The sequence below is a fragment of the Yersinia proxima genome (assembly GCF_902170785.1).
Classification (GTDB): Bacteria; Pseudomonadota; Gammaproteobacteria; order Enterobacterales; family Enterobacteriaceae; genus Yersinia; species Yersinia proxima.
In genome coordinates, this window is record NZ_CABHYG010000011.1 from 92,683 (window position 1) to 104,443 (window position 11,761).

Here is an 11,761-nt window from a genome sequence, read left to right on the forward strand (position 1 = left end):
AAAACTATGAGCCTCTCGTTTGTCAGTGAGCAGTTACTCGCTGCTAACAAGCTGAACCATCAGGACTTGTTCTCAGTATTGGGGCAGTTGGCTGAACGCCGCCTCGATTATGCTGACCTGTATTTCCAGTCCAGCTATCACGAGGCCTGGGTGTTGGAAGACAGCATCATTAAAGATGGCTCTTACAATATTGATCAGGGTGTAGGTGTGCGCGCGGTCAGCGGTGAAAAGACCGGTTTTGCCTATGCAGACCAAATCACTCTGAATGCTTTACAGCAAAGCGCTCATGCCGCACGCAGCATTGTGCGCGATATTGGCAACGGCAAAGTACATACCTTGGGTGAGATTCGCCATCAAGCGTTGTATCCGCTGCTCGATCCGCTGCAAAGTCTGTCGCGTGAAGACAAAATTGCTTTATTGCATCGCGTAGATAAAGTCGCGCGTGCTGCTGATAAGCGGGTGCAGGAAGTGAGCGCCAGTTTAACCGGTGTGTATGAGCAAATTTTGGTCGCCGCCACCGACGGCACGCTGGCGGCAGATGTGCGCCCACTGGTGCGCCTGTCAGTCAGCGTATTAGTGGAAGAGAACGGCAAACGTGAACGCGGCGCTAGCGGTGGTGGTGGTCGTTTCGGCTATGACTACTTTCTGGAAACGGTGGATGGTGAAGTGCGTGCCGATAACTTTGCCAATGAAGCGGTGCGTATGGCGCTGGTGAATCTGTCTGCGATCGCTGCACCTGCTGGTGCCATGCCGGTGGTGCTGGGCGCAGGTTGGCCGGGCGTGTTGTTGCACGAAGCGGTCGGTCATGGCTTGGAAGGTGATTTCAACCGTCGTGGCAGCTCAGTATTCAGCGGGCAAATGGGTAAGCTGGTGGCTTCAGAGCTGTGTACCGTGGTGGATGATGGCACCATGCAAGGCCGTCGCGGCTCATTAGCTATCGACGATGAAGGGGTGCCGGGCCAATATAACGTGCTGATTGAAAACGGTATTCTGAAAGGCTATATGCAAGATAAGCTGAATGCGCGCCTGATGGGTGTTGCGCCGACCGGTAACGGCCGCCGTGAATCCTATGCTCATCTGCCGATGCCACGTATGACCAACACTTATATGTTGGCGGGTAAATCAACACCGGAAGATATTATTGCCAGTGTGGAATATGGCCTGTATGCCCCTAACTTTGGTGGCGGTCAGGTGGATATCACCTCCGGCAAGTTTGTATTCTCAACCTCAGAAGCCTATTTAATCGAAAAAGGCAAAATCACCAGCGCGGTGAAAGGGGCTACTTTGATTGGTTCGGGTATTGAAGCCATGCAGCAGATTTCGATGGTCGGCAATGATCTGGCGCTGGATAAAGGCGTCGGTGTCTGCGGCAAGGAAGGCCAAAGCCTGCCGGTTGGTGTCGGTCAACCGACCCTGAAGTTGGATAATCTGACGGTGGGTGGTACGGCGTAAGCGTTGTCGGTATTTAGAGTGCTCAGTTTAGTCTTAAATTGGGCACCTAATATTTATCTATAACCCTGATACACCTCTGCAACGCGTTTAAAGTATTCGGTTAAATAATCAATACAGACCTGGACTTTAAGCGGCATTTTGTCTTTCTCGGTATAGAGAGCATATACCGGGCGTGGGTCAGAATGGTATTTTTTGAATAGCACTTCCACTTCACCACGTTTTATTTCCTCAATAACCCACATTAATGGCGCATAGGCGATACCTGCACCCGCTTTAAGCCAGCGGATCATGGTTTGCGAGTCATTGGTGACAAAGCGGCCCTGTGGCGATATCTGAGTGGTAATACCCTCAGGTGCGATTAATTCAAAATTGCTATCTGGCCGTACACTGTATTCCAGCCAGGAGAAGTTAGTCATATCACTGGGTTTTTCCGGAGTGCCATGTTGCGCTAAATAACTTTTGGCCGCGCAGACTACCATTGGCATAGAACCAAGGCGGCGCGAGAATAGTCCTGAATCTTGCAAAGCACCGACACGAATTACCACATCTAAACCATCGGCAATCAGATCCGGCGCAGGAATACCGGTCACCAGATTGACAGAAAGCCCTGGATATTCTTTCAGCATCTCAGCCGTCATGGTCGCCAGCACATTTTGTGCCATAGTTGAAGAGCAACCGATTCGCAGTGTGCCGGTCGGGGTATTGTTAAACGCATACAACTGCTCATGCACTTCCTGCACTTCCTGCAACATGCGCCGACAGCCCTGATAATAAATCCGGCCAGCTTCCGTCAAACCAATACGCCGGGTGCTGCGGTTAAGCAGCTTCACATTTAACTCAGTTTCTAGTTTTGACACCGTTTGGCTTATCGACGACACACTCATTGCCAACTGTCGTGCCGCGCCGGTAAAGGATCCGCACTCGACGACTTTGGCAAAGACTGACATCCGTTTTAATCTTTCCATGGCTCACTCTGTATTGATTGTTAACTCTGGCTTAAAAGTGATTTAGATCACACATTGTAGATAACTTGATAATAAGCAGGCTAATATACTGCTGTCGGGAGAAAAGTCCGAAGTTTGAAAGCCGCGTAGCCGAAGTGTTACCTCGCCTCGTCCAGGTTGCAGTCATACTGAACAATCAAGTTTAACCTATAAGTCAGTCTTATGGCTGGTGCTTTTGGCCGTGATCGCTGTGGTTGGATGTGTTGCAACTGAGTATCAGATTATTCACCCGGGCGTATTCACCGACACCCTATAATAGAAAGGATTTAAAGAATGAGTTTGCTTCCGGTGATGGTTATTTTCGGTCTTTCTTTTCCACCGATATTCCTTGAACTGATTCTCTCGCTGGCACTTTTTTTCGTTCTGCGCCGTGTGTTGCAGCCCACGGGTATTTATGAGTTTGTCTGGCATCCAGCGCTGTTTAATACCGCGCTGTATGGTTGTCTTTTTTATTTAATATCTCGTCTTTTTTCCTGAGGTCGCCGTGAGTACTTTTTCATTAAAAATAATCCGCATCGGCATCACCTTGTTGGTGGTTTTACTGGCTGTTATCGCCATTTTCAAAGTCTGGGCCTTTTACACTGAATCGCCGTGGACCCGTGATGCAAAATTTACCGCCGATGTGGTGGCGATTGCCCCTGACGTCAGTGGCCTGATTACCGATGTGCCGGTGAAAGACAACCAACTGGTGCAGAAAGGCCAGATCCTGTTTGTGATTGACCAGCCGCGCTATCAACAAGCATTGGCTGAAGCCGAAGCTGATGTGGCCTATTACCAGACACTGGCCGCCGAGAAACAGCGGGAATCTGGCAGACGCCAACGTCTGGGGATTCAGGCCATGTCACAAGAAGAGATAGATCAGTCCAACAACGTATTACAAACCGTGCGTCATCAATTGGCGAAAGCTGTCGCGGTGCGCGATTTAGCCAAACTTGATTTGGAGCGCACCACCGTGCGTGCTCCCGCCGAAGGATGGGTGACAAACCTGAATGTTCACGCCGGAGAGTTTATTAACCGTGGTGCAACGGCGGTGGCCTTGGTGAAAAAAGATACGTTCTATATTTTAGCCTATCTGGAAGAGACCAAGCTGGAAGGGGTTAAGCCAGGGCATCGGGCGGAAATCACGCCATTGGGTAGCAACCGCATTCTGCATGGCACTGTTGATAGTATCTCTGCGGGGGTGACTAATAGCAGCAGCAGTGCGGATAGCAAAGGGTTGGCGACCATTGATAATAATCTGGAATGGGTGCGGCTGGCGCAACGTGTGCCGGTGAAGATCCGTTTGGATAGCGAAGATCAGCAGCATTCGTATCCGGCAGGTACTACCGCGACAGTGGTTATTACTGGCTCAACGGATCGCGATCCTAATCAGGCATCACCTATTGTGAAATTAATGCATCGTCTGCGCGAGTTTGGCTAACATGACCAGCCCGACTTTTATCCGCCTGCGCTTTGCTTTTAAGCTCAGTTTCGCCATTGTGGCGGCACTGTTTCTGGGCTTTCATCTGCAATTGGAAACACCGCGCTGGTCGGTATTGACGGCGGCAATTGTGGCCGCAGGCCCGGCTTTTGCCGCCGGTGGCGAACCGTTTTCTGGCGCAATTCGTCATCGTGGCTGGCTGCGTATCATCGGGACATTCATCGGCTGTATTGGTGGCCTGATTATAATTGTCCTGACCATCAGAGCGCCGGTCTTGACCTTAATGCTGTGCTGTCTGTGGGCTGGGGTGTGTACCTGGATCTCTTCACTGGTGCGCGTCGAAAACTCCTATGCCTTTGGTTTAGCAGGCTATACCGCGCTTATCATCATTGTGACAACCGGTGAAACCCCGCTATTAACCCCTCAGTTTGCTGTCGAGCGCTGTAGCGAGATTGTGCTGGGGATCGTCTGTGCAGTGATGGCTGATCTGCTGTTTTCGCCGCGATCAATCAAGCAGGATATTGATCGGCTGGTGGATAAGGTGTTGGTGGATCAATATCGGCTACTACAACTGTGTATTCGCCCGGCGGAAAAAACCGATATTGATCGTGCCTGGAATGATTTAGTCAAAAATACCACTGCACTCAATGGGATGCGCAGCTATCTGATGATGGAGTCTTCTCGTTGGCAGCGCTGTAATCGCCGTTTACAGGTCTTACATACCGAATCATTAACACTCATCACCCAGGCGTGTGAAACCTATCTGGTGCTCGCCAATCACCCCGATATCTTAACCGCTGAACTGAAAGCCATGTTGAGCGAACCGGCACAAACACCGGCTGAAATTCATCAACGAATGAAAAGACTGCGCCAATTTATTGGTGCCAGCCACAGTGATGCTATTCCCGCGACCATCAGCAGTTGGGTTGGGGCGGCAACCCGCTATTTATTACTGGCAAAAGGGATTCATACCAACAGCAGCATTAGCGGGGTTGAAGAAGATATTTTAACGGGCGTGGTGCCGGTGAAACATGTCTCAGCTGAAGGCCATCACGCGATGATTAATGGCCTGCGTACCGGCATTGCAACAGCAATTGGTGGCCTGTTCTGGCTCTGGACTGGCTGGACATCCGGTGCGGGTTGTATGGTGATGATTGCGGTGGTGACGTCGCTGGCGATGCGAACCCCTAATCCTCGCATGGTGGCGATAGACTTCCTGCTGGGAGTGATAATGGCGCTGCCCATCGGGGCGCTGTACTTTATGTTTATCATCCCCGCTACGCAGCAGAGTATGCTGCTGCTGTGTATCAGCCTGGGGTTGTTGGCATTTATTATTGGTATCGAAGTGCAAAAACGGCGCTTGGGATCACTCGGGACGCTAGCCAGCACCATCAATATTATGGTGTTGAGCAACCCAATGGAATTTAATGTCAGCCTGTTTCTCGACAGCGCATTGGGCCAAATTGCCGGCTGTTTTGTTTCCCTGATTGTATTGCTGTTGATCCGTGATAATGCCAAGGACAGAACCGGCAGAACCCTATTAAATCGCTTTGTTTACAGTGCAGTATCCGCGCTGACCACCAATAAAGCGCGCCGCAATGAAAATCATCTGCCCGCGCTATATCAACAACTGAATCAGCTTTTGATGATGTTCCCTGGTGATATCGATAAGTATCGCCTGGCTTTATCCTTGATAATCGCCCATCAGCGGCTCAACAAAACGGAAGTTCCGGTGAATGCTGAATTGAGTGCTTTCCATAAGCAAATTCGTTACACCGCGGATAGAGTCATTAATGCGAAGAACTCCCAGAAGCGCCGTTATTACTTCGCCAGATTATTACAGGAACTTGATCAATATCAGCAGAAGTTAGTTGATTATCAATCACCTGAATCTGTTACCCGCCCGGTAAAACGACTGGCAGATATGCTGCATAAATATCAGAATGCCCTTATCTAGTTAATGTTGGAAAGGCGCTAAGCTGTTCCCATCGCTTTTTCAAAGGCTATACTGAATCTGGAACCATCCTTCCTCGCCCTCCATTGATGGGGGGGCATCATTTCCCGCAGGAGGTCGACAAGATGTCAGCACATAATCCATCACATAATCCATCACACACCCCATCACGCAATCCATTACAACCTCAGCGACACAGCGACGGTGTTTATCATATTGGCTACTTCGTTGGCGGCACCTGGCATCAGGCACAGGATACTTTCGAGGTCCGCAATCCTGCCACTGGTGAATTGGTGGCAAAAGTGGCGAAATCCGGTAAACATGAAACCGAGGCTGCGATTAAAGCCGCCAGTAAGGCCTTTCCTGCCTGGCGCAAAACTCCCGCTAAACAGCGAGCAGAGATTTTACAGCGCTGGTATTTGTTGATAATGGAACATCAGCAGTCATTGGCCGAGATAATGGTTTCTGAGCAAGGTAAACCATTGAAAGAAGCATTAGGTGAGGTTGCTTATGCCGCCAGCTTTATTCAATGGTTTAGCGAGCAGGCTAAGCGCGCCAATGGCGAAATCATTCCGCCAGCCAAAGAAGGTGCCCGCATTCTGGCGACCCGTGAACCGGTCGGTGTGGTTGCGGCTATCACGCCGTGGAACTTCCCGCTGGCGATGCTCACCCGCAAACTCGGGCCAGCACTGGCAGCAGGTTGTACCGGCCTGATTAAACCGGCCAATAACACACCATTATCCGCCTTTGCTTTACTGGCATTGGCTGAGCAGGCGGGTGTGCCAGCTGGAGTGCTCAATGGTGTCGCCGGTGATACTCATGCTATTAGCGATGCCATCATGGCCAGCTCTGAAGTTCGCAAAATCTCCTTTACTGGTTCGACCGAAGTGGGTAAGACTTTGATGCGTAACGCCGCCGCTACCATGAAGAAAATCTCCATGGAGCTGGGCGGGAATGCACCCTATATCGTATTTGATGATGCTGATTTGGATGCTGCCATCGCCGGCGCTATGGCCTGTAAATTCCGCAATGCCGGGCAAGTGTGTGTTTGCGTCAATCGTTTCTATATTCAGGATGGCGTTTACGATGAGTTTGTTACTCGCCTGGCCGCTGAGGTTAAAAAATTGAACGTCGGCAATGGTATGGATAAAGACATCAATATGGGGCCGCTGATTAACCTGGCCGGTCTGGAGAAAGTGGAAGACCACGTAAAAGATGCGCTTGAGAAAGGTGGGCGGTTATTGGCCGGTGGCAGTCGCCACGCCTTGGGCGGTAATTTCTTCCAACCGACGGTTATTGCTGATGCCACCGAACAAATGAAAGTGGCTTCTGAAGAGACCTTTGGCCCACTGGCTGCCTGTTTCCGCTTCAAAACGGAAGAAGAAGTCATTCAGCGGGCGAATAATACTCCATTTGGATTGGCAGCTTATTTCTATACTCAGAACTTGCAACGGGTATTCCGGGTTTCAGACGCACTGGAAAGCGGTATGATTGGTGTGAACGAAAGCTCGGTGTCAACTGAGCTGGCACCTTTCGGTGGCGTTAAAGAATCTGGCCTTGGCCGCGAAGGTTCAGTGCTGGGGTTGGATGAGTTTATGGAAGTGAAAACCCTGCATCTGGGCAATTTATAATTCAGATTAAAGTTATGGCAGGCCGTGGGTGATCGCGATGAGTAGCCAAATTATTATTGGAAGCCAGACGGTTAAGGAGAACCATGAATAAACGACTTATGGCCATTCTGGCAGCGCTATTGCTGCTAGTGGTGGTGGCGTTCCAGGGCGTTGATAATGTCACTGCCCGTGATATTGGCCAGTCACCGGATCTTGAGCGCCCACGGTTATCGGCTCCTGCCTCTATTGAGCAACTGACTCAGCACCAGCAGGTCGTCAAATACTTGCAAGCCCATCACCGCCTGCCGGATTTTTACATCACCAAACAGCAGGCGCGTGAAAAGGGCTGGAATCCAAAAGAGGGAAACTTGTGTAAGGTGCTGCCGGGGAAAGCGATTGGTGGTGATCGCTTTTCTAACCGTGAACGCCAACTACCTGAAGCCAAAGGCCGTAACTGGCGTGAAGCTGATGTAAATTATCGTTGTGGGCATCGTGGTACTGATCGCTTGCTTTACTCCAATGACGGCCTGATTTATCTCACTCAGGATCACTACAAGCATTTCATTCGGATGGAGTGAAAAGATGGTAAAAGCAGTATTCGATTTTGACCATATACCTGATCTTCCTGCTTTTTATCGCGTATTTTCCGAAAAATTTGCGTTGAGCGAAAGTTTTGGTGCCAATCTGGATGCGCTGTGGGATGTGGTAACAGGCGAGATAGCTTTACCGGTAGAGATTGAATTTATTCATTTCAATCACCGCCGGAAACGCCGTTTTGGGGCAATAGTTTTATTGTTCGAAGAGGCGGAAGAGGAGTTGGCGGGCAGCTTACGTTTCAATATTACCTAAATGAGACGCTTATTGAGTCGGGAGCCGGATTAGTCCGACCCCGCCCGATAATTACGCCTGATTAAATCTGGCCCGTTTGCCACCCGATAGACTACTGCTTCTCTGCCAATTCACGCAGATACTGGAAGATCTGACGATATGATTTCGGCGGTTTATTCGCCGCTTTCTCTTTCTGGGCATTACGCACCAGGCTACGTAGTTGCTGGCGATCAGCATCTGGATACAATTCCAATACGGTTGGAATGACATCATCGCCTTCTTCAACCAAACGGTCGCGCAGGGTTTCCAATTTATGGAACAACGAGACTTGCTGGTTATGGCGATTTTTCAGCTTATCCAATGCGGTTTGAATCGGCTCAACATCGCGAGCACGCAGCATTTTACCAATTAACTGAATTTGGCGACGGCGGCCTTCTTTCTTGATTTTCTGTGCTAACTCAATGGCAGCCAGTAGATCCTCATCTAACGGGATCTTCTCTAGCGCGTTTTTACCCAGCTCAACCAGTTCAGTACCGAGATCTTTCAGCGCCTCGGCATCACGTTTAATTTCACTTTTACTGACCCAGATAATTTCATCATCATCGTCGTTTTTATCTTCTGGGACTTCATCTAGCCAGTCTTCGGGCTGTTTGTTCATGGTCAAATTCCTTAAAAAGAGGCTAATCGTAGCAGGTTGTTGGCTTTCTGCGAAATTGTACAAAGATCTCTGATAGACTCAGAACCATGGCGTTCTCTATTTTATCCGTGTAAGTCGTTTCATTACGACACTTTCCTGAACGATTATCTCATTAATTATGGCAGACTGATGAAAGTAGTCACTCAAGTTGCAGAACAGCGTAAAACGCTGGAACAAGCTGTTGCACAGGCTTTGGAATTGGCCCGCGCGGGTTCTGATGCGGCCGAAGTTGCCGTCAGTAAAACCACCGGAATCAGCGTTAGCACCCGCTTTGGCGAAGTGGAAAACGTGGAGTTCAACAGCGACGGTGCGCTGGGAATTACCGTTTATCACCAGCAGCGTAAAGGCAGTGCTTCCACTACTGATTTAAACCCAGATGCGGTAGCTCGTACAGTGCAGGCAGCGCTGGATATTGCCCGTTATACCTCCCCAGACCCTTACGCTGGCCCGGCTGAAAAATCGCTGCTGGCCTTTGATGCGCCGGATTTGGATTTGTTCCACCCGAGTGATTTAGATGCAGAGCAAGGTATCTTGCTGGCCGCCCGGGCAGAACAGGCGGCATTGCAGGCTGACAAGCGGATTACCAATACGGAAGGTGGTAGTTTTAACAGCCATTACGGAATTAAGGTATTCGGCAATAGCCACGGCATGTTGCAGAGCTACTGCTCCAGCCGCCACTCACTCTCCAGCAGTGTGATTGCCGAGCACAATGGGGATATGGAGCGAGATTACGCTTATACCATTGGCCGCCGAATGGAAGATTTAGCCAGCCCGGAATGGGTGGGTGAAGAGTGCGCCCGTCGTACTCTATCCCGCTTATCGCCGCGTAAGCTGCCTACCATGCAGTCGCCCGTGCTGTTCGCCGCAGAAGTGGCAACTGGCCTGTTTGGGCATTTGGTGTCGGCTATCAGTGGTGGCAATATTTATCGTAAATCCACTTTCTTACTCGACCACCTCGGCAAGCAGATTTTGCCTGAGTGGCTGACGATTGAAGAGCATCCACATTTACTGCGTGGTTTGGCTTCGACGCCGTTTGACAGTGAAGGTGTGCGGACGCTGCAACGTGAAATCGTCAAGGACGGTGTGCTGCAAACCTATCTGCTGACCAGCTATTCTGCCCGTAAATTGGGGCTGCAAAGCACCGGACATGCAGGTGGCATCCATAACTGGCGTGTTGCCGGTCAGGGGCAGGACTTCGCGGGAATGCTCAAGCAATTGGATAAAGGTTTGGTAGTAACTGAATTGATGGGCCAGGGGGTCAGCACCGTGACCGGTGATTACTCGCGTGGTGCGGCTGGTTTCTGGGTCGAAAACGGTGAAATTCAGTATCCGGTCAGCGAGATAACTATCGCTGGCAACCTGAAAGACATGCTACGTAACATCGTCAGCATCGGCAGTGACATCGAAACGCGCAGTAACATTCAATGCGGCTCTATTTTATTACCTGCCATGAAGATTGCGGGCGAATAATAACTTGTTGCTATGAATCTAAGGCTGGCATCTGTTGCCAGCTTTTTTTTTGTCTGAATCCAACCCAGTTCCATTTCTCAACTGATGACAAAAATTATTGTCAGTTTCCGCTTTCATTGCCTATGTTAAGTAGGAGCAATGTAACTATTAAATTAACAATAATTATAAGGAACACAAATGGGCAAGATAATCATGGCATTAATCGCGGCGGCATTACTCAGTGCCAGCAGTCTGGCAATGGCAGCGAGTGTGGCAGATAACATGGACACTATTGCCGAGAATTACGGCAAAGTGCTGAAAGCTGATTCTACTGATGTCATCAAGAAAGGCTTACAGGCGATGCGAGTGGCAGCACTTGATGCGCAGAAAGGGATTCCTACCAAATTGAAAAATAAAGCTGAGGATAGCCCTGAGGTGAAAGATTTTCGCCACGGTTTGGACTTATTGATTGGGCAAATTGATGGTGCACTGGCATTGGCCGAACAGGGCAAGCTAGATGAAGCTAAAAAGGCGGCACAAGACTTTAAACCGACGCGCGATACTTATCACAAAAAGTACCGCTGATTGGGAAAGAGGGTAATGGTTTAGGTCGTTACCCTCATGACATCAATTAGCGGTGATATTCACCGGCAGCTTCTGGCTGGTACAGCAATTCCAGCACCGTAATGCGGGCTTCATCCCCACCCGGCAGTTTCCAACTAATTTCGTCATTAACATGCAATCCCAGCAATGCTGCACCTAAGGGCGCCATGACGGAGAGTTGCTCGTTGCTATCTTTCAGCGAAGCTGGATAAACCAAGGTGCGAATATGTTCTTCCTGGCTATTTAGGTCGCGAAAACGCACACGACTGTTCATGGTCACTACATCAGCCGGGATAGCATTCGGCGGCAGAATTTCTGCACGATCCAGTTCTTCATTGAGCGCTGTTGCGACCACAGAACCGGCAAAGGCCGGTTGCGCCAGTAACGCATCCAAACGTTCAGCATCCAGCTCGTTAATCGTGATGGTTGGCTTGGTCATACTACTCTCCAATTCAATTTCAACAAAACATATACCCGTCATACTTCAAGCTGCATGTGCGTTAGCTGCGCCCAATAACCCGAATCACTTACAACACAGTAAGCTCATCAGGGTTATCTCCCTTGCCGCCTGCATGCAACTCGAATTATTTAGAGTATAAAAACAACACCCCCACGCCATAGGAGAGGGGGTGTTAGAAAATAGCTTAATATTTATCTGATATTAGGCTCTTCCGGCTAGAAAAGAAAGAGATCCAGATCACGAACTTTTTCCCGCCATCTGCTTTCGCTGTGCATTTATATAAA

At 49.7% G+C, this 11,761-nt stretch carries 12 protein-coding genes; 9 read left to right on the forward strand and 3 right to left on the reverse strand.

Annotated features, from left to right (window positions below; all coding sequences use genetic code 11):
* The first annotated feature begins 6 nt into the window (after positions 1 to 6).
* Positions 7 to 1,452 carry a metalloprotease TldD gene (gene tldD / locus FTB31_RS09275; RefSeq protein ID WP_046694472.1) on the forward strand — a complete coding sequence of 482 codons (1,446 nt, stop codon included), beginning with the start codon at positions 7 to 9 and terminating at the stop codon, positions 1,450 to 1,452.
* 53 nt (positions 1,453 to 1,505) lie between these two features.
* Here the strand turns inward: tldD and aaeR are convergent, their stop codons facing one another.
* Positions 1,506 to 2,417, reverse strand: coding sequence for an HTH-type transcriptional activator AaeR (gene aaeR, locus FTB31_RS09280; protein ID WP_019080077.1), 912 nt, complete (start codon positions 2,415 to 2,417; stop codon positions 1,506 to 1,508).
* 312 nt (positions 2,418 to 2,729) lie between these two features.
* Between aaeR and aaeX the strand changes: the two genes are divergently transcribed.
* From aaeX to FTB31_RS09310, 6 genes are all read left to right on the forward strand, one after another.
* On the forward strand, positions 2,730 to 2,933 hold the full coding sequence (aaeX, locus tag FTB31_RS09285) for a p-hydroxybenzoic acid efflux pump operon protein AaeX (protein WP_005174323.1): 204 nt from the start codon (positions 2,730 to 2,732) through the stop codon (positions 2,931 to 2,933).
* Positions 2,934 to 2,940: 7 nt separating this feature from the next.
* Complete coding sequence (gene aaeA / locus FTB31_RS09290; RefSeq protein ID WP_005174322.1) at positions 2,941 to 3,876, forward strand: p-hydroxybenzoic acid efflux pump subunit AaeA; 936 nt, start codon at positions 2,941 to 2,943, stop codon at positions 3,874 to 3,876.
* A gap of 1 nt (position 3,877) precedes the next feature.
* On the forward strand, positions 3,878 to 5,833 hold the full coding sequence (gene aaeB / locus FTB31_RS09295; protein ID WP_227731298.1) for a p-hydroxybenzoic acid efflux pump subunit AaeB: 1,956 nt from the start codon (positions 3,878 to 3,880) through the stop codon (positions 5,831 to 5,833).
* Positions 5,834 to 5,955: 122 nt separating this feature from the next.
* The gene (locus tag FTB31_RS09300) at positions 5,956 to 7,461 is read left to right on the forward strand and encodes an NAD-dependent succinate-semialdehyde dehydrogenase (protein ID WP_227731299.1); all 1,506 of its coding nucleotides are present in this window, start codon (positions 5,956 to 5,958) and stop codon (positions 7,459 to 7,461) included.
* An 83-nt stretch (positions 7,462 to 7,544) separates the two neighbouring features.
* Positions 7,545 to 8,018, forward strand: coding sequence for a ribonuclease (locus FTB31_RS09305; RefSeq protein WP_050078228.1), 474 nt, complete (start codon positions 7,545 to 7,547; stop codon positions 8,016 to 8,018).
* 4 nt (positions 8,019 to 8,022) lie between these two features.
* Positions 8,023 to 8,289 (forward strand): barstar family protein, encoded by a 267-nt coding sequence (locus tag FTB31_RS09310; RefSeq protein WP_050078229.1) that lies wholly within the window; start codon positions 8,023 to 8,025, stop codon positions 8,287 to 8,289.
* 91 nt (positions 8,290 to 8,380) lie between these two features.
* Here the strand turns inward: FTB31_RS09310 and yjgA are convergent, their stop codons facing one another.
* Complete coding sequence (yjgA, locus tag FTB31_RS09315; protein ID WP_050078230.1) at positions 8,381 to 8,926, reverse strand: ribosome biogenesis factor YjgA; 546 nt, start codon at positions 8,924 to 8,926, stop codon at positions 8,381 to 8,383.
* 168 nt (positions 8,927 to 9,094) lie between these two features.
* Between yjgA and pmbA the strand changes: the two genes are divergently transcribed.
* Positions 9,095 to 10,435: a metalloprotease PmbA gene (gene pmbA, locus FTB31_RS09320; protein WP_020282726.1), complete on the forward strand. Its 1,341-nt coding sequence runs from the start codon at positions 9,095 to 9,097 to the stop codon at positions 10,433 to 10,435.
* A gap of 177 nt (positions 10,436 to 10,612) precedes the next feature.
* Positions 10,613 to 10,999 carry a cytochrome b562 gene (gene cybC / locus FTB31_RS09325; protein ID WP_050078232.1) on the forward strand — a complete coding sequence of 129 codons (387 nt, stop codon included), beginning with the start codon at positions 10,613 to 10,615 and terminating at the stop codon, positions 10,997 to 10,999.
* A 46-nt stretch (positions 11,000 to 11,045) separates the two neighbouring features.
* Here the strand turns inward: cybC and rnk are convergent, their stop codons facing one another.
* A complete protein-coding gene (rnk, locus tag FTB31_RS09330; protein WP_005174306.1) occupies positions 11,046 to 11,456 on the reverse strand; it encodes a nucleoside diphosphate kinase regulator in 411 nt (136 codons plus the stop codon).
* Positions 11,457 to 11,761: the final 305 nt, after the last annotated feature.

Bases quoted from the DNA above. Each gene is read 5' to 3' on its own strand.
- tldD (WP_046694472.1), top strand. From the start codon at position 7: ATGAGCCTCTCGTTTGTCAGTGAGCAGTTACTCGCTGCTAACAAGCTG.
- aaeR (WP_019080077.1), bottom strand. From the start codon at position 2,417: ATGGAAAGATTAAAACGGATGTCAGTCTTTGCCAAAGTCGTCGAGTGC.
- aaeX (WP_005174323.1), top strand. From the start codon at position 2,730: ATGAGTTTGCTTCCGGTGATGGTTATTTTCGGTCTTTCTTTTCCACCG.
- aaeB (WP_227731298.1), top strand. From the start codon at position 3,878: ATGACCAGCCCGACTTTTATCCGCCTGCGCTTTGCTTTTAAGCTCAGT.
- FTB31_RS09300 (WP_227731299.1), top strand. From the start codon at position 5,956: ATGTCAGCACATAATCCATCACATAATCCATCACACACCCCATCACGC.
- FTB31_RS09305 (WP_050078228.1), top strand. From the start codon at position 7,545: ATGAATAAACGACTTATGGCCATTCTGGCAGCGCTATTGCTGCTAGTG.
- FTB31_RS09310 (WP_050078229.1), top strand. From the start codon at position 8,023: ATGGTAAAAGCAGTATTCGATTTTGACCATATACCTGATCTTCCTGCT.
- yjgA (WP_050078230.1), bottom strand. From the start codon at position 8,926: ATGAACAAACAGCCCGAAGACTGGCTAGATGAAGTCCCAGAAGATAAA.
- pmbA (WP_020282726.1), top strand. From the start codon at position 9,095: ATGAAAGTAGTCACTCAAGTTGCAGAACAGCGTAAAACGCTGGAACAA.
- cybC (WP_050078232.1), top strand. From the start codon at position 10,613: ATGGGCAAGATAATCATGGCATTAATCGCGGCGGCATTACTCAGTGCC.
- rnk (WP_005174306.1), bottom strand. From the start codon at position 11,456: ATGACCAAGCCAACCATCACGATTAACGAGCTGGATGCTGAACGTTTG.